This window comes from uncultured Campylobacter sp. (assembly GCF_938045405.1).
Taxonomy (GTDB): domain Bacteria; phylum Campylobacterota; class Campylobacteria; order Campylobacterales; family Campylobacteraceae; genus Campylobacter_B.
This window is the reverse complement of sequence record NZ_CALIMW010000128.1, coordinates 1-17,016: the sequence shown is the minus strand read 5'-3', so window position 1 is coordinate 17,016 and position 17,016 is coordinate 1. Positions and strand designations below refer to the sequence as shown.

Sequence of the window (17,016 nt, the reverse complement as noted above, 5' to 3'; positions counted from 1 at the left end):
AATTAGCCAAATTTTACCCAAAAAGGATACTAAATGAAAAAATCGCTATTTGCGTTAGCATTTACCGCTTGCTTTGCGTTAGGAGCGTCCGAGCTTGAGACGCTAGAAAAAGAGTGCAATGACGGCAATATGGAGTCTTGCCTTAGAGCCGCTTTACAATACGAAGACAATACTAAAACACTTAAGCTGCTTGAAAAAACCTGCGACGGCGGATATGAGCCAGGTTGCCTTGTAATGTCGATCAGAATGATGCAAGAAAATCCTAAAAAAGGCATCGAATATCATGAAAAAAGATGCGATGCGGGAGACGCTATGTATTGTGGGCTATTGGGATCAATGTATAGTGACGGAGATGGAGTCGAAAAAGATATATCAAAGGCTATAATCTACCATGACAAAGCTTGCAATCTAGGGCAAAAGCTATCAGCGCTATCATGCGGTATGTTGGCAGAGATGTACCGTAAAGGAGACGGCGTAAAAATAAATTTAATGAAAGCGGCGATTTATGATAAAAAAGGTTGCGACATAGCGGACGAGCTAGCGAGTTGCTATAATTTTGCGCTATTTAACTACAACTCTAACGATAAAAGTAAAGCTGCGCGGTATTATAAAAAAGCTTGCGATTTAGGAAAAAATAAAAATTCTCCTTTTATGAATCTACCCGAGTTTAAAGAACTTTGGCAAAAATCCTGCGATATGTATGAGCTGCTAAAATAGCGCGCCGAGCCGCGGCTGGTACGATGCGCGCCGAGCTGCGGCTGATACAATACGCGTCGGCTGCGGCTTAAAATTCCGCTGCGTCTAAATTTAAAACGCAAGCAAATTTAAAGCGACGATAAAATTTTAAATTAATCGGGCGATATGCGGCAGAATTTAACGTAAATTTACACGGATCCTGCACAGATTTTGGCGCGAGCAAAGCGTTAAAATAAAGAGGCAGATTTGTCATAAGCAAATGCGTGCTAAAAGCATAGATTGGCACGCAGCAAAATTTTAAGTTAGAATTTATGAAATCTTATGCGCTTCGCCTCTGCACGGATCGGACGAAAGTAGAATTACAAGATTGGAATTTACGCAGTCGCGCGTATAAAGCTTCGCGCGAATTTTTTGATGTGGAATTTAGAATTTTAAAATTCCTAGAGCTTCGAATTTGGCGCTGAGCCTTGAAATATCGTAGCGATAGAATTTTAAAATTTACCGCTGCATCGCTTTAAAAATCTTGCTTGAAAATTTTAATTACGCAGCGTAAAATTTTTCATTTCTGCCGCGACGCTGCGTTTTTCTATAAAAATTTTGCTCTTTTGCTCTGGTGCTGTGTTTTCGTCGTAGAATTTCGCGACTTTTTACGGCGCAGAATTTTTAGCGCGAAGTTCCTCATTATTTTTGCTTGTTAAAATTTAAGCGATAAATCCCACGATGTTAAATTTGCACGACATAAGGCTCTTATCGCTGGCGCCACTTTGAAGCGAAATGAGATAAATTCTACGTGGCGCAAAAGGCGCCCGACTAGGCTTTGCGGCGTCCTTGCATACTGCGCAAAAGTGCGATCTCCTCCGCCCAGAGGCTATCGTCGATCGTTTCTAAAATCAGCGGGATCTCGTCGATGTTCGGGTCGTTCATGATGTTTTCAAATGCCGCGAGCCCCAAAAAGCCGCGCCCGAGGCTCTCGTGCCGATCTTTGCGCACGCCAAGCTCGTTTTTCGTGTCGTTTAGGTGCATGCCGCTTAAAAATTTATAGCCGATCGCGCGGTCAAACTCGCTCATCGTGCGCTCGTAGGCCTGTGGGCTGCGGAGGTCGTATCCTGCGGCGAACGCGTGACAGGTATCGATACAGACGCCGATGCGATCTTTGTTTGAAATTTTGTCGATCACGTAAGCAAGCTGAGCGAAATCATAGCCGAGATTGGAGCCCTGGCCGGCGGTATTTTCGAGCACGAGTTTGACGCCTGCGGTGTTTGCGATGGCGAAATTTAGCGACCCTGCGATATTATCCAGGCACACTTGAGCTGAAATTTCATTTAGATGCGAGCCCGGATGAAAGTTCAAAAGCCTAAGCCCGAGCGCCTCGCAGCGGCGGATCTCGTCCACGAAAGCGTTTAGGGACTTCTCGCGCTCTGCCTCGCGCGGATGGCCCAAATTTATGAGGTAGCTGTCGTGCACCAGGACATGCTCCGCGCGGATGCCGCTTTGTTTCAGCGCGTCTTTAAATGCGGCGATCTCCTCCGCGCTAAGCGGCGGCGCGTCCCATCTGCGCTGATTTTTGACGAACATCGCAAACGCGTCCGCCCCGATCTTTGCGGCGTTTAACGGCGCGTTAGAAACCCCGCCGCTAGCGCTCACGTGCGCTCCGATCCGCTTCATTTTACCTCCTAAATTTCATTTTACGCCGCGCGGAAAAATTTCATAACCTCTGCCGTGCGTGGATTTTTTAAATTTAAATGCGCGCTTTTTTCGTACATACGCTGCTTGGTAAATTTCGCCGCAAAGAGTCGGTGCAGAGCGTCAATAAAACCGCGCCGTTTGTGCAGCTTAGGCGCCTACCTCGCCGAATAATGGAATTTTGACCGCTCGCGCCGTGTTTTGAGGCGGCTACCGAAGCGCATTATTCCCGCGCGCTTACAAACATAAGATGCGTAGAATTTTACTCGTTAGCGCCGCCTGCGGAATGGCGTTTCGCGCGCTACAAACACCCGCCGCGCAAAATTTTACTGCAGCTCGCGGATTTTGATCTTCACGCCGCGTTTTGTGTCGGCGAAGCTTATGGATCTTCCGCCGCCGTCCTTGCCGCGGCAAACTTTATAATCGATAGAGCCAGCTTGCAGGCTTTGCGCTAGGCAACGGCGCTCGCCCGTGTCGCTACCGCCGAAGATCGGTTTGCCGTCTAGGATTTCGCCCAGAAGTCCGCGGTAGTGCTCGGCACCGAAGAATTTTTTATTGAAAACGAGCTCGTCGTCGCACGCGCCGTTCATGCAAATTTTATCGCCTTTTAAAACCAGGCTCAGCACGCTGATGCCGCTTGCGTAAATTTGAACCTCGGTTTGGTTTTTAAATTTACGCATAAAGCCCGCGTCGCTGGTGCGTGTAAGCGGCGAAACGACGGTAAAATTTACAGCTTGCGTGGAAGCGGGCTTGAGTGCGGTGGTAGCGCAGCCTGCGAGTAGAAGCGAAAGTGCAAGCGGCGCCAGAAAAGAGCATTTCATAAATAATCCTTAATTTAAGTTGGGTTTAAGTGCGTCTTGAGTAGAATACCGCCTTTAATCTTAATACCAGATTAAGTGGCCCCTTCGTCTAACGGTTAGGACATCGCCCTTTCACGGCGGTAAAACGAGTTCGAATCTCGTAGGGGTCGCCACTTCTAGTTTTAAAATTTTTTGACGCAAATCTTAGTTTTTGTAAAATTCTGAAATTTTATCTAACTACTAAATTCTAAAATTATGCGCTTTTGCTGCTTCCTGCGCTACAAAATTCCAAGACTGCAATAAATTCTACCTGATAATTTTAAAATTTATCCCCGCCGAATTTACGTAATAAATTTTATGCGGACATATGGAACTTAATGAAATAAAACTCGCAAATTTAGCTCTTTCTAAAAAAAATTCGCTAAATTTATTGAATGCAAAATTTTAAAGAATATGTAAATGAAATTCTAAAAAATCATCCTGGCGAGCGCGTCACGAGCTTTAGTTTCGAGGGTGAGAAATACTGGCTAAAGCAGCCGGAACTGCGCATCCGCGGTGGATTGCTTACGAAAATATTCAAAGCAAATCCGAAAGCCTCTTTCGATTACGAAGCGCTAAAATGCGAGAGCCTGTACGCAGCCAGCGCGCCTGTGCCGCAGCTGGTGCTGCGAGACGAGAGCTTTTTTGTACTCAAAGACGGCGGCACGCCGGTGGACGAGGTGTTAAAAAGCTCGGATGAGGCGGCTTGCGTGGCGCTCATTCAGGGCTACGCTGCGGCGTTAGCACATCTACATTCGCGCGGCTTCATACACGGCAGACCCGCACTGCGCGACGTCTTAGTAAAAAACGGCGAGATGAAATTTATAGATTTTGAAAATCGCGGCGAGCGCGATGATCTGCAAAAAGCCAAAATGCGAGATTTTTTGCTGTTTGTCTATGATCTTTGTCGCGAAGGTCTGAGCGAAGGTTTTGTGCGCGCAGGCATCCACGCCTACGCCTCAAGCGGCGAGCAGGATGTAGTGCAAAGTGCGTGGGCTACGGTACTTGCGCTGCGTCCGATATATTTTATCGCCAGGCTCTTGCCGCAAAAATTTAAAGATCTAAACGCGCTCGTGCGCACGTTTGAGCTCTGCCTAAAAATAATTGAGGAAAACGATGGTCAAACAAAGTAAATTCGCTAAATTTAAGCTGGTGATTATACTCGCCTATATGTCCGCTCTGGCGCCCTTGTCTACCGATATGTATCTGCCCGCGCTGGAAAAGGTAAAGGCAAGCTTTGCTACGAGCGAGTTTTACACTCAGCTATCAGTTGCGAGTTTTTTCATCGCTTTTGCGCTAGGACAGCTCGTTTATGGGCCGCTAAGCGATAAATTTGGTCGTAAAAAGCCGTTATACGCGGGCATTTTGCTTTTTATATGTGCGTCGCTTGCTTGCGTGAGCTTTGATAGCGTTTACGCGTTTATATTTTTTAGATTTTTGCAAGCTTTGGGTGGGTGCGCGGGAGTGGTACTTGCGCGAGCCGTAATTAATGATAAATTCGAACTGCACGAGGCTGCGGCGATGTTTGCGCTGATGATGGTCGTGGGCTCGCTAGCGCCGATGCTAGCACCAACTCTAGGCGGATTTGTGCTAGATTTTTTCTCGTGGCAAGCAATTTTTGCGATTTTGTTCGCGCTTGGAATTTTGCTTTTTGCATTTATATTTTTTGGACTTGGCGAGAGCGCGCAGATAGATGGGACTGCTATTCTTAGCGTAAAAGGCGTGCTTGGCGAATACGGCATAATCTTGCGAAATAAAGAATTTATGCGCTATACGCTAGGATTTGCGGTTGCGATGAGCGCGCTTTTTGCTTATATCACGGGCTCTAGCTTTATATTTTTGGGCTATTATGGGCTGGGCGAGCATGCCTTTGGCGTAATATTTGGCATCAACGCTCTTGGGATGACCCTCGTTTCGGCACTAAATGCCAAACTCGTGCAAAATCGCGAACCCGCAGCTTTATTAAATTTCGGCCTAATAGCTATGCTTGTGACGAGCCTGATTTTGCTCGCATGCTCTATGCTTGACCTTCCTTTCATCTGCTTTGAGGCTTCGCTTTTTGTATTGCTTTCGTCCCTTGGCTTTGTTGCGCCTAACGCCACAACGCTTGCGATGGCGCTGTATAAGGACGGCAACTCGGGCGCAGCTTCGGCGGTGCTCGGAACTGCGCAATTTGCCATCGCCGGGGCTATTTCGTTTATCGTGGGTGCAGTGGGAGCGAATAAGCCGTTTTTGCTCGCAAGTGTGATGGCGATTTGTGCTCTTTGTGCGAACGCTGTGTATTTTTTATTGCGAGAAAAGAATCAAAAATTTTAATTTTAATATTTTTTAAATTTATCGTTAAGGATTGATTAGCTAAAATTAGCTCTCGTTCTTTCAGTGTAAGAAAGACAATTCGGTAAAAAAGGAAACAAGCCAATGAGCGATATTATCGCGTATAAACTTAACGGTGAAATTTACGATACTCAAAGTATCGGCGAGCACGCAAGCGAGGCGCAGCCGATATATTTCGATAACTCCGAGGACGCGCTTAAAATTCTGCGCCACTCCTGTGCGCACCTTTTGGCGCAGGCGGTGCGCGAGCTCTATGCGGGCGCTAAATTTTTCGTAGGACCCGCGATCGAGGATGGGTTTTACTACGACATCCGCGTCAGCAAAGATAACGGCGAGAAGCTCGGCGAAGAGGATCTAAAGACGATCGAAAAAAAGATGCGCGCGCTTGCCGAGGCAAATTTAGAGATTAAAAAGATAGCCTCCACCAAAGAGGCGGTCGCGAAAAAATATGCAAACGACGACCTTAAGCAGGAAGTTTTAAAGCGCATCCCCGAAGGCTCGGTTAGCCTATACGCGCAGGGCGAGTTTGAGGACATCTGTCGCGGCCCGCACGTGCAAAATACGAAATTTTTGAAAAATTTTGCTCTTACGCGCATCGCGGGAGCGTATCTCGGCGGCGACGAGAAGCGCGAGATGCTAACTCGCATCTACGGCGTCGTATTTGCCGATAAAGATAGCCTTAAAAAGCACCTTACGATGCTAGAAGAAGCCAAGAAGCGCGACCACCGAAAGCTCGGAGCCGAGATGAAATTTTTCACCTTCGACGAGCAGATCGGCGCGGGACTTCCGATCTGGCTTCCTGCCGGCACGAGGATGCGCATAAGGCTCGAGGAGCGCCTTTATAGGCAGCTTCGCAAGCGCGGCTACGAGCCGGTGCGCGGCCCTGAAATTTTAAAATCCGACGCGTGGAAGATCAGCGGACACTACAGCAATTACAAAGAAAATATGTATTTTACGACGATCGAGGAGCAAGAATACGGCATTAAGCCGATGAATTGCGTCGGTCATATCAAGGTTTATCAAAGCGAAATCCGCTCATATCGCGATCTGCCGCTTAAATTTTGCGAGTACGGCGTCGTGCACCGCCACGAAAAAAGCGGCGTTTTGCACGGGCTTTTCCGTGTGCGCGAGTTTACGCAGGACGACGCGCATCTGTTTGTGATGCCGAGCCAGATCAAAGAAAACGTCTATGAAATTTTAGATTTCGTGGGGCTTTTGATGAAAGCCTTCGGCTTTGAATACGAACTTGAAATTTCGACCAAACCGCAAAAGGCGGTCGGCGACGACGAGGTTTGGGAGATCGCGACGAAGGCATTAAAAGACGCGCTTGACGAAAAGGGCTTAAAATACGGCCTAGACGAGGGCGGCGGCGCATTCTACGGGCCTAAGATCGACATCAAAATCACCGACGCGCTCGGTCGAAAATGGCAGTGCGGCACGGTGCAGGTCGATTTTAACCTGCCTGCGCGCTTCGAGCTTGGCTACATCGACGAAAATAATGAAAAAAAGCAGCCCGTGATGCTGCATCGCGCGATTTTGGGAAGCTTCGAGCGCTTCGTGGGGATTTTGCTCGAGCACACCGCGGGCGAGCTTCCGTTTTGGATCTGTCCTACGCAGGTATCGATCGTGCCGATCGGCGAGGCGCATGCAAGTTATGCGAAAGAAATTTTAAATTTGCTGCGCAAAGCAGACATTGACGGCGAAATTTTAGATAAAAACGAGACATTAAATAAACGAATCAGAACGGCTGAAAAGCAGAAGGTGCCGCTCATCATCGTCCTAGGCGATAATGAAGTTTCGGCTCGCAGCGTGGCCTTGCGCGATCGCAGGGCGCGCGAACAGCGAAATTTAGGGCTGGATGAGTTTTTAAATTTCGTAAAAGCTAAATTAAACGAGGTGAATTTTTGAGCAGAGGCAAAGAGGTTTTTCTAAACGAGGACATTCCGGCTAGCGAAGTCAGGTGCATAGGCGACAACGGCGAGGTTTACGGCATAATTTCAAAGGCGCAGGCGTTGCAAATCGCCGAGCGAGAGGGCGTGGATCTGGTTTTGATAGCGCCCGATGCAAAGCCGCCCGTTTGCAAGGTCATGAACTATAGCAAATTTCGCTATCAGCAGGAAAAAAAGCTCAAAGAGGCGAAAAAAAAGCAAAAAATCATCGAGGTGAAAGAGATCAAGCTGTCCGCCAAAATCGCTCAAAACGACATTAATTACAAAGTAAAACACGCGAAAGAATTCCTTAGTAGCGGCAAACACGTCAAGCTTCGCGTATTTTTAAAAGGGCGCGAGATGTCAAGCCCGGAAATCGGCGTAAATTTGCTCAATAAAATTTGGGATGAATTTTTCGCAGAAGTTGCCGATCGCGATAAGGCGCCTGCGCTGGAGGGTCGCTACGTAAATATGCTGATCACGCCGAAAAAGGCGTAGCGTAAATTTAGCGGTATTTTGCGCCGCGTGCGGCAAAATTTTAAAATTTACGCGCTGTTTTTCCCCGCGGTACAGCGCGTAAATTTAAACTAAATAGCAAAATTTTAAAATTTATACAGGCTAAGTTTATCTCTAAATTTAACCCTTTAAATTTGTATAAAATTTTTCAAATTAAGCCAAACCGAATCTTAAGCGAGTGGCAGAATTTAACTTTAAATTTATCTTGCGTTAATTTAAGCTATAAAATTCCTTAAATTCAAATTTTTCAAAGAAACTTTATTATATACTTCCCGTTCACTTTAAAAAAAGGACGACCATGCCAAAGATGAAAAGCGTGCGCGGTGCCGTCAAGCGTTTTAAAGCGGGCAAAAACAAGATCAAAAGAGGCTCGGCGTTTCGCAGCCATATTTTGACGAAGATGTCTCAAAAACGCAAGAGGAATTTGCGCGAGGCCCAATACGTCGATTCTACGAACGTATCTGCGGTTAAAAAAATGCTTTGCAAATAGTGCGAAGTTAGTTTTTGACGAAAGTCATTCAAACTCCCCTAAATTTATGGATTTTAGGGCAAGATCCCAAAAGGGACGCCGATTAAGAAAGGATTAATATGGCAAGAGTAAAAACGGGTATCGTTAGACGCCGCCGTCACAACAAGGTGCTAAAGCTTGCGCGCGGATTTTATAGCGCAAGACGCAAACATTTCAGAAAGGCTAAAGAGCAGCTGGAGAGAAGCCTCGTTTACGCCTTCCGTGACAGACGCGCGAAAAAACGCGATTTCCGCAGACTTTGGATAGTGCGCATCAATGCAGCTTGCAGGCTAAACGACATCAGCTATTCTAAATTTATAAACGGACTTAGAAAAGCGGGCATCGAGCTTGATAGAAAAATTTTAGCAAATATGGCTATGAACGACGCCGAAGCTTTCGCAACCGTCGCAAAGAAGGCAAAAGCGGCATTAAAATAAGCTTTAAAATTTGGTCGCCTTAAGGCGGCTAAATTTTTAAATTTCGACAAAGCTTTTAATTTTAAAAGCGCGTCCGCAAATTTGTCGAAATTTAAGAATTTGGATAATTTTATTTGAGGCGGTGCAGAATGCTAAAGTCTTTGAAAAAAATCGTATCTCTTGCGCTTGTCGGTGCAGCAGGGTTCGGCTATGCGAGCGAGCAGAATTCCTGGAGCTATGCAAACGCGCAAAAATCACCTTCCAACAACACTTCCCGTTCCGATGTAATGAGCGCTGCGGACAGCTTGGGCGCGAAATTAAGCAGGCGCGACGCAGCTAGCGATAGCTCCGCGAGCGAGCAGTATGAGAGCTCATTTCGTATCAAACTCGAGTATGCAAGAGGCTTTGCCAAAAAGGGCTCATATTCGGGCAGGCTTAATAATCAGCGCGTTATGATGCCTGCATTTCGCTGGACGGGCAATAGCGGCGTAAATGCCGAGTTTTGGAACGGCATTACCAATATAGGCGGCGCGCTGGTTCCTTATGTGGCTTTCGGCTCATACAAAAAGCGCCCAGGAGGAGATTCTCACTCACAATATTTGGTGCGAAGAGACGAGGATTTGGCTCAAATGCAGCGCAATAAAGCCGCGGGTATCAAAAATCTCGCCTATACTTATACGGGCACTACCGGTCCTATCGGTCCTGACGGTCGTCCTACTGCCATTGGTTCAAGTAGAAATTTAAGCCTAGTATATGCCGATATCGATAATTTTGTAAATTTCTACGGCAGAGAAAACATCGCGGGATACTTCATCGACGAGGTCAATACCGAGGATAACCCTTCCAATATCGCTTATATGGCTAGCATTTATAATTACATTAAATCCAAATATCCGGAGATGCTCGTTTTGGCAAACAACGGCTGGGGCGTGCGCGACGCCATAGCCCCTTATGCGGACGTTTGGATGCTGCAAGAGGTGAGCGCGGATGAGTATATAAACCATTACCGCCCTAGAACCTCGGAATTTGAAAAAGACCCCGCAAATTCCGCTAAAATCTTACACGTCATCTATAACGCCTCGCCCGAGCAATATGACGAGATTATAAGGCTGTCGCGCGAGCGCAATGCGGCGAATTTATTCATCACTTCCGATACGAATGCCTATCCTAGCGGATACGATGATCTGCCTACCTATTTTGAAGCGCTGATGCTGGCGATCAATAACTTCACGCCTAAAAACGGCAGCCTGTTTTCGCAGGCCGCAAGAAGCGGCGATCGCATAGGCATCGAGATGCCGCGCTCAAAGGTCGATTTGGATCTTACTAAGCTTGCAAGAAATTCCGCTTATAAAAATTTAACCGATACCGACGGGCAGGAGTTTAACGTAAACGTAAGCGCGATTGGAAACTACGGCGGAGATTACAAAGACCGCTCGGGTGGCGTCAAATACGATCACAAGAGCGACGGAATTTTACTCGGAGCCTCCAAGAGAGTGGATGATCTTACGCTGGGCGTGATCTTTGGGTATCAAAAATCGGACGCTTGGTACGAGGGTAAATTCGACGGTGTCAAAGAAAACATCAAATCCTACGAGTTCGGTCTGGCGGGCAGATACGACTTTAACGAAAACGTGGATCTGGCGGTAGGTTTAACTTATTCGACAAATGATCATAAATTTGAAACCAACAACGGATTCGGCGCTATCCACGGCGCGAAATACAAATCGCAAATTTGGGACTTCAACACCAGAGCCGGGTATAAATTCTTATTTGAAAACGGCTACATTAAGCCATATTTGGGACTTGGAGCGATTAGAGTGGACGAGGATGCGATCTCCAGGCTTAGATTTAGCTCCGCTTCAAAAACCGCGCCGAACGGCACCGCGGGAATTTACGCGATCAAGGCTTTTGGTGATCTGCAGATATTTGCAAATGCTGAGTACGAGCATCGGTTTAGCGGCGATTCGTATCATGCAAGCAGAAAGTATTCGGACAGATACGACGTCGAGGGGCTTGATTATTCTAGCGGCGTATTTAACGGCGCGATCGGGCTGAAATATAAGATCTTTCAAAGCATCGGACTCAGCGCATCGTACGAGCTAAGCGAGAGCAAAAATAGCCTGGCAAGAGCCGCTTTCGACGTTGAGTTTTGATTTTAATCGGAGTAGCCCAAGATAGGTAGCCTGAAGCACGACTGTAAATTCCTCTTTGCCGCAAAGCGAAAATTTTATGAAATTTGCGGCTAAATTTTAACGGGGCTTTGCCGCGAAATTTTAAAATTTCGGCTGCAAGATATTTACTCGTATAATTTCTGCTTTGAAATTCCATGTAACACTATTTTTGCGCCGCTTCGGATGCGAAGCCACGAGATATAATCGCTGCCGTAGAATTTTGCGCGAATGCTTGAGGATTTTTAAAATTCTAAAATTTTGCCCGTTTAAAACTTTGCGGATCGCGTTTCATCCATAAGGGATTTTAAAATTCTATGCGCGGCGCAACTGAGGATTTTTAAAAGCAGCGGAATTTTAAGAATTCCAAGGGAGCATTCAAATTTTCTAGGCAAAATTTAGACTGATTGGAAGTTGCCGAAATTTGGCAAAAGAAGCGAAATTTTGCGGATTGCTCCGCAAAATTTAAAAGAGATTATTTTAGCTTGTCTAGTTCGATGATGTAAGGCACCGAGTTTACCCCCGCACCGAAGTATTTGGCAGCTAGGGCTTTTGCAGCGTTTAGCTCGGCGGCGCTTACGTCTTTGGCACCTGCTTTGTTATCTTCGGCGTAATATTTTTTAAAAACCGCTATCTTTTGCTCGTCGGTTTTAGCATTTTTGATCTCTTTGTAGATGAGTGCGGATTTTGCGTGGCCGTCGTCGCCGTGAACGGAGGTCATGACGATATCGACATTGTTATTTTTTAACGTTTCTTCGATCCTTGCCATCTCTTTGCGGCAGAATGGGCACAAGGCGTCCGTCAGCATCAAAATCGTAGGTTTTTTAGGATCGTTTCCTAGCTTGATAATATTGTCTTTGCTCTCTGCTTTGAAGACCTTACTTAGCTGTCCTGCAATGCGGTCTTGTTTGATCTGCTCCTTATAGACTACGCGTTTTTTAGGATCGATGATATCGGTAAAGATCAGATCGCCTTGGGTGAAAATGATCTCCTCTTGCGACATATTGCCTTGAGAAATCTTTAAAACGACCGCCTCTACGCCCTTTGGCTCGCTAAGCGGGATGCGCTCGGCGACCTTTATTTCGATGCCTTGAGGCGCGCCGCCGTAGATGGATAGAATTTCGCTGTCGCTTAAAGCCGCGTTTAGGCTCGCTGCGAGCGCAACTGAAGTTAAAATAGCTTTTTTCATTTTTTTCCTTTGCAAAAAATTCCGCGCATTGTAGTGCAAAATTTTAAATTTTTACTTTTTCAAATAGCGTTTATTGTCGATCGTCACAATATTTCCCATCTTGTCGAGGTATTCGAGGTAGCAGATGACGAATTTCCTGCTAAGCCCAAGCTCCTCTTTGGCGTTCGTGACGTTTACGAAGCCCTCTTTTTCGATGATCGCGTAGAGGCGCTTGATCGCCAGGGCTAAATTTTCGGCCTCTACGAAGAGATTGTGTGCGAGACGGACGACCTTTTTGGCGTAGGTTAGCTTCTTTAGCGCATCATCTCCGCTGCTGCGGTCGATCTCTAGCTCGTCATATACGTTATACGGCGCAAGCGGCGCTATGCCGCCCTTTTTGATGAGATCAAAAATTTTACTCTCCAGGCTCTGTTTGAGCGCGTCAAAATCCACTCCCGATTTTACGTAAACTCCGCCCTTTTTGGAGACGATGCCGCCCCGCTCAAGCTCGCTAAGCGCGCGCGCGGCGAGCTCCTCGCTGGCCCACGAGAGCTTTAGGGCGATCGAGGCGGGCGAAAAGATCGCGTAGTCGTTTTTTGAGACGATAAATTTTATGAGGCTTTTTACGTCCTCGATCGCGCTTAGATCGTAAACGCATAAATTTGCTTCGTCAAAATACGTCCCTTCTAAGCCGCGCGCGATCTTTACCGCTTCGTCGTACTCCATTCCGAAGCGCTGATAGGCCGAAAATAGCCCGAATCCATGCTTGTGAAAGAGGCTTAAAATTTTAAACGCTTCGGTGAAATTTCGCTTCAAAAGCGCGGTTAGAAGCACGGCTTTGCTCTGCTTTTTTAGCGGCTCGACCACGGCGTTTAGCACGCGCCCGCCGCCGATTACTCGCGAGTTTGCCAGGCAGACGAAAGGTTCATTGAATTTCAAAAACATCGTTTTGTCAAATTTAAAGCTCACTAGCTTCTCGCCGCTAGGAAGTTCCTTTAAAATTAGCGCTTTTGCCGCACTTTGTTTGCTTCCGACGCAAAACAGCACGTCTTGATTATGCGAAATTTCGCCGCTAAAGGTACAGTCGGCTTCATTAAAGCCGCGGAAAAAGCCCTTTTTGCTTAGGATTTGCCCCTTTTGCAGCTCGCTCGTTTTGGCGTCCAAGCTCAGCGCGACGCGGTTTGGAGCCTGCGCTAGCGGCGTGTCCTCGTCGTGGATCTGCACGCTTTTGACGTTAAAAATTTTACCCAGATCGCAGTTATAAAGCTTTTCGCCCTTTGAAATCGTGCCGTTAATGAGGCTGCCCGTTACGATGGTGCCGAGCCCCTTGAGCGAAAAAACTCGGTCTATGTAGTAGTGCACCACGCCGCCTCCTTGGCGCTGCGCGGGCTTGATATTGAAGAGATAGTTTTTCAGCTCGGCGATGCTTGCGGGATCTTTTATGCTGATAAAAAAGGTGTTTAAAATTTGCAAATCCTTAAATTTGCCGATGCATTCCCTGCACTGCGTCGCGACCTCGGATCTGCGCGCGTCGTCAGCTAGATCGCACTTGCTGATACACAAGATCACGCTTTTTACCCCAAGCAGCGATAAAATTTGAATATGCTCGCGGCTTTGCGGCATCAGCCCGTCATCCGCGGCGACTACCAGCATCGCAGCGTCGAAGGCATACGCGCCGCTAATCATCGTCTTTACTAGATTTTCATGCCCAGGAACGTCGATGAAAGCAACATTGGTATCTCCCGAGCGCAGATGCGAAAAGCTAAGATCGATCGTGATGCCACGTTCTTTTTCGCTCGGCATTCGGTCTCCTTCAAAGCCGTTTAGCGCCTTGATTAATGCGGTCTTTCCGTGATCGATATGGCCTGCGGTGCCGATGATTACGCTATTCATAAATTTCTCCGATCTTTTTTATTAAATCTTGCAAGTCGCTTTTTAAAATCGATCTGAAATCGAGCAAAAATTTATCATCCTCAATCCGTCCGATTATACCCACAGCGCGAAATTTTGCCTGCGTGCTCTGCGGGTCTGCGCCATCAAGTATCGCAAGCGCGACGCTAGGGTAGGGGGCGCCGGGCATCGTACCGCCGCCTACGAAGGTGGTAGTAGGCACGATCTGCGATTTTACGCCGATGCGCGATCGCACTAGCTCCGCTCGCTCACGCAGCTCATCTAGGCTTAGATGGATCTGATCTATCGTCGTGATGAGGTGAAATTCTTTATTTATATACGCCTTGATCGTCTCGGCAAGCAGGCTTAGCGTGATCTTGTCCACGCGCAGCATTCGCAGTAGCTGGTTTTTGCGCAGGCGCGCGATGAGCTCGCGATCTCCTAGGATGATGCCGCACTGCACGGAGCCGAAGAGCTTGTCGCCGCTAAAGCTAAGCAGCCGCACGCAGCTTTTTAAAAGCTCAAAAATGGATGGCTCGCTTTTGCCGAGTCCAAATCCCAGCTCGCTCGCGTAGCCGCTTCCAAGATCGTAGTAATCGATGATCTCGTTAAAGCTTTCCTCTTTTTTCATGCTAAATTTTGCGGGGTAAATTTTAGAAATTTCATCGGAAATTTCGCTCTCGCCGCCCGCACTATCTCCATGAAAACGCTCGCTCTTTGCGGACGGCTCGTCGCTTTTTAAATTTAAAGAATTTGCAGAAGTTGCCGCTAAGCCTAAACCGTTCGGCGCAGAATTTAAAATTTCGCCGTCCGTGTCCGAAGAGCCGCCGCTAAGATCTGCTAAATTTTTAAAATTCGCCGCTCTAAGCGCTAAAAATTCTCTCTTTGCCTGCGAGGCGCGACGTGCGAGAGCCGCCACTTCCGCAGCGCTTACGCTAGAGCTGAAGCCCGAAATTTTAAAATTTGAGCGGTGCACCTTCATCAAGATCGCTGTGTTTTCATTGATTGCTTCCTCGTAATCTTCCGGCTTGGTTTTGTTCGTAGTGCCGATTTCTACGAGCTTTGCGCCAGAGTTTGCCATCACTTCGCTTACCCGAAAGCTCCCGCCGATCTCGACTAGCTCGCCGCGGCTTACCACGACTTCGCGTCCTCGCGCGAAGGTATTTAGCACCAAAAATACCGCCGCAGCGTTGTTATTGACCACGAGCGCGTCCTGCGCGCCGAAGAGCTCGCTGCACAAAAGCGCTATGTAGTCGTATCTGTTGCCGCGCGCGCCCTCGGATAGGTCGTATTCTAAATTTGAATACGAAGTGATGATCTTTTGCGCGCGGGCTAAAATTTCGGCGCTGATGACGCTGCGGCCGAGGTTTGTGTGCAGCACGACGCCGGTTGCGTTAATGAGCGGTTTGAGGCTTAGATTTTGGAACTTTTCGTAGCGCGATTTGATGAGCGAGATGATCTCGCTTTCGCTTGCGAGCTCGCCTCCTTGCAGCGCTTTTTGACGCTCCTGTTCAATAAGCTCTTGCGCGATTTTGATGATTTGCGGGCGGAGGCAGTTTTGAAACTCCCGCGCGTTTGCGATTTTGTCGATTTTGGGTAGTTTGATTCGTTGCATTGCGACCCCGATGCCTTAAAATTTAGGCGATTTTATCATTTAAAGCTTTGATTTTGCTTTATCTATAGAATTATTAATTTAAATTCGATTTACTTTAAGTGCAGAATTTAAAAGCTGTTTAGAAAATAAGAGTAAAACCCGCCTAATTATCAATTTAGGATAGATTATGAAAGAACATGGATTTTACGCCGCGGGGCTAAAGGATGTCGTCTTAAGCGACGATATCGAAATTTGCGGCGATGAAGAGGAGACGAAAAATGAGGAATTTATCGTTGCTAATTCGCCGAAACTAAAAGCGCAAATTTATGCGCCCGAGATAAATTTTTATATAGAAAATTCCGCAGATGAGCCGCTACAAATCGCTAAAAACGTAGATATTTTGTATCGCGCCAAAGATATCGCCTTTGACGGTGCGCTAGATAGCGACTATCAAAAGCCCATCGGCAAAAACGTAATTCTCGCCTGTGATGAGCCGCGAGAGGGGCTTGTGGGGCTACTTAGGCAGCACGGATTTAAGGTGATCGCGTTAAGCAGGGCCGAGATTAAGTTCGTCTACGGCGAGATTGGCGATCTTGCGGTTACGATTTTAAGCGAGCGGGATGAGGTTGAGACCGAGGCGGATTTTTTCTTGATTAGCGGCGCGACGCCCTATCAGCTACGACAAAGCGGCTGCTACGAGATCTCGGGGCTAAAAGACGATGAAATTTTAGAAATTTTAAATTCCAAAAGCCCGGTTTATCATTATAAGAATTCCACGATCTTCGATCCTGCGATCTGCCAGTATCAAGGTAGGCGAAATGAGCTGCGAGCGCCATGCGCGGAGATTTGCCCCACAGTGGCGATTTTGAAAAACGACGAAAAGCGCGAGCTAGTATTTTCGCATATCGACTGCGTCGGTTGCGGCGCGTGCGTGAGCGTCTGCCCTAGCGGCGCGCTGAAATTTGCCAAGCTGCCCCAAAGCGTATTTGGCGAGATCGCAAAGCTCTATGCAGGCAAAATTCCGCTTCTCATCGCAGAGAGCGAAATCGCATCCGCACCTGCAGTGCAGCTTCCGTGCGGCGCGCTACCGTTTGGAATTTTTGGAAGCAAGCAAATAGATGAGGCAAATTTGCTAAGCGCGATGCAAGAAAGCGGCTCGAGCGTGATCGTTTACGGCGCGGACGCGGGTGAGGGCACGCGCGAAGCGGTGGAGCTTATCAATGGAATTTCGCGCGCGATATACGGCAAGGACGCGGTATTTTTAGCGCGAAATTTA

At 47.3% G+C, this 17,016-nt stretch carries 14 protein-coding genes and 1 tRNA gene; 10 read left to right on the top strand and 5 right to left on the bottom strand.

The genetic code is table 11. The annotated features are described in order from the left end of the window. Nucleotides 1–33 precede the first annotated feature (33 nt). Entirely contained in the window at nt 34–717 is a 684-nt protein-coding gene (locus tag Q0140_RS04870) for a tetratricopeptide repeat protein (protein ID WP_297962426.1), read from the top strand. Between the two features lie 789 nt (nt 718–1,506). Here the strand turns inward: Q0140_RS04870 and nfo are convergent. Beyond that, nucleotides 1,507–2,361, bottom strand: coding sequence for a deoxyribonuclease IV (gene nfo / locus Q0140_RS04865; protein WP_297962424.1), 855 nt, complete (start codon nt 2,359–2,361; stop codon nt 1,507–1,509). A 344-nt stretch (nt 2,362–2,705) separates the two neighbouring features. Beyond that, nucleotides 2,706–3,200: a hypothetical protein gene (locus Q0140_RS04860; protein ID WP_297962422.1), complete on the bottom strand. Its 495-nt coding sequence runs from the start codon at nt 3,198–3,200 to the stop codon at nt 2,706–2,708. Nucleotides 3,201–3,277: 77 nt separating this feature from the next. Between Q0140_RS04860 and Q0140_RS04855 the strand changes: the two genes are divergently transcribed. The 8 genes from Q0140_RS04855 to Q0140_RS04820 all read left to right on the top strand — a co-directional run bounded on the left by Q0140_RS04855 (nt 3,278) and on the right by Q0140_RS04820 (nt 11,073). Then, nucleotides 3,278–3,352, top strand: a tRNA-Glu gene (locus Q0140_RS04855). A gap of 261 nt (nt 3,353–3,613) precedes the next feature. After that, nucleotides 3,614–4,351: a spore coat protein gene (locus Q0140_RS04850; RefSeq protein ID WP_297962420.1), complete on the top strand. Its 738-nt coding sequence runs from the start codon at nt 3,614–3,616 to the stop codon at nt 4,349–4,351. Continuing rightward, nucleotides 4,335–5,534 (top strand): multidrug effflux MFS transporter, encoded by a 1,200-nt coding sequence (locus Q0140_RS04845; protein WP_297962418.1) that lies wholly within the window; start codon nt 4,335–4,337, stop codon nt 5,532–5,534. The genes Q0140_RS04850 and Q0140_RS04845 overlap by 17 nt, the downstream gene beginning before the upstream one ends. 102 nt (nt 5,535–5,636) lie before the next feature. After that, the gene (gene thrS, locus Q0140_RS04840; RefSeq protein WP_297962416.1) at nt 5,637–7,460 is read left to right on the top strand and encodes a threonine--tRNA ligase; all 1,824 of its coding nucleotides are present in this window, start codon (nt 5,637–5,639) and stop codon (nt 7,458–7,460) included. Beyond that, the gene (infC, locus tag Q0140_RS04835; protein ID WP_177388239.1) at nt 7,457–7,978 is read left to right on the top strand and encodes a translation initiation factor IF-3; all 522 of its coding nucleotides are present in this window, start codon (nt 7,457–7,459) and stop codon (nt 7,976–7,978) included. Before thrS ends, infC begins: the two co-directional genes overlap by 4 nt. 316 nt (nt 7,979–8,294) lie before the next feature. Beyond that, nucleotides 8,295–8,486: a 50S ribosomal protein L35 gene (gene rpmI / locus Q0140_RS04830; protein WP_005871089.1), complete on the top strand. Its 192-nt coding sequence runs from the start codon at nt 8,295–8,297 to the stop codon at nt 8,484–8,486. Nucleotides 8,487–8,584: 98 nt separating this feature from the next. After that, nucleotides 8,585–8,941: a 50S ribosomal protein L20 gene (rplT, locus tag Q0140_RS04825; RefSeq protein WP_005871091.1), complete on the top strand. Its 357-nt coding sequence runs from the start codon at nt 8,585–8,587 to the stop codon at nt 8,939–8,941. Between the two features lie 128 nt (nt 8,942–9,069). Continuing rightward, nucleotides 9,070–11,073, top strand: a complete 2,004-nt coding sequence (locus Q0140_RS04820) for an autotransporter domain-containing protein (protein WP_297962414.1) — start codon at nt 9,070–9,072, stop codon at nt 11,071–11,073. 490 nt (nt 11,074–11,563) lie between these two features. On the opposite strand, the gene Q0140_RS04815 is transcribed toward Q0140_RS04820, so the two are convergent. Genes Q0140_RS04815 through selA form a run of 3 tightly spaced genes read right to left on the bottom strand, consistent with a single transcriptional unit; the run spans nt 11,564 to nt 15,761 of the window. After that, nucleotides 11,564–12,277 carry a histidine kinase gene (locus Q0140_RS04815; RefSeq protein WP_297882822.1) on the bottom strand — a complete coding sequence of 238 codons (714 nt, stop codon included), beginning with the start codon at nt 12,275–12,277 and terminating at the stop codon, nt 11,564–11,566. 51 nt (nt 12,278–12,328) lie between these two features. After that, nucleotides 12,329–14,149: a selenocysteine-specific translation elongation factor gene (selB, locus tag Q0140_RS04810; protein WP_297962412.1), complete on the bottom strand. Its 1,821-nt coding sequence runs from the start codon at nt 14,147–14,149 to the stop codon at nt 12,329–12,331. After that, a complete protein-coding gene (gene selA / locus Q0140_RS04805) occupies nt 14,142–15,761 on the bottom strand; it encodes an L-seryl-tRNA(Sec) selenium transferase (protein WP_297962410.1) in 1,620 nt (539 codons plus the stop codon). Before selA ends, selB begins: the two co-directional genes overlap by 8 nt. Nucleotides 15,762–15,927: 166 nt before the next feature. Between selA and Q0140_RS04800 the strand changes: the two genes are divergently transcribed. Then, a partial coding sequence (locus Q0140_RS04800; protein WP_297962408.1) for a 4Fe-4S binding protein occupies nt 15,928–17,016 on the top strand: 1,089 nt, incomplete at its 3' end.

Coding starts and splice junctions, on each gene's coding strand:
- selB (WP_297962412.1), bottom strand. CDS start 14,149: ATGAATAGCGTAATCATCGGCACCGCAGGCCATATCGATCACGGAAAG.
- Q0140_RS04815 (WP_297882822.1), bottom strand. CDS start 12,277: ATGAAAAAAGCTATTTTAACTTCAGTTGCGCTCGCAGCGAGCCTAAAC.
- Q0140_RS04820 (WP_297962414.1), top strand. CDS start 9,070: ATGCTAAAGTCTTTGAAAAAAATCGTATCTCTTGCGCTTGTCGGTGCA.
- Q0140_RS04850 (WP_297962420.1), top strand. CDS start 3,614: ATGCAAAATTTTAAAGAATATGTAAATGAAATTCTAAAAAATCATCCT.
- Q0140_RS04845 (WP_297962418.1), top strand. CDS start 4,335: ATGGTCAAACAAAGTAAATTCGCTAAATTTAAGCTGGTGATTATACTC.
- rpmI (WP_005871089.1), top strand. CDS start 8,295: ATGCCAAAGATGAAAAGCGTGCGCGGTGCCGTCAAGCGTTTTAAAGCG.
- selA (WP_297962410.1), bottom strand. CDS start 15,761: ATGCAACGAATCAAACTACCCAAAATCGACAAAATCGCAAACGCGCGG.
- Q0140_RS04860 (WP_297962422.1), bottom strand. CDS start 3,200: ATGAAATGCTCTTTTCTGGCGCCGCTTGCACTTTCGCTTCTACTCGCA.
- nfo (WP_297962424.1), bottom strand. CDS start 2,361: ATGAAGCGGATCGGAGCGCACGTGAGCGCTAGCGGCGGGGTTTCTAAC.
- thrS (WP_297962416.1), top strand. CDS start 5,637: ATGAGCGATATTATCGCGTATAAACTTAACGGTGAAATTTACGATACT.
- rplT (WP_005871091.1), top strand. CDS start 8,585: ATGGCAAGAGTAAAAACGGGTATCGTTAGACGCCGCCGTCACAACAAG.
- Q0140_RS04870 (WP_297962426.1), top strand. CDS start 34: ATGAAAAAATCGCTATTTGCGTTAGCATTTACCGCTTGCTTTGCGTTA.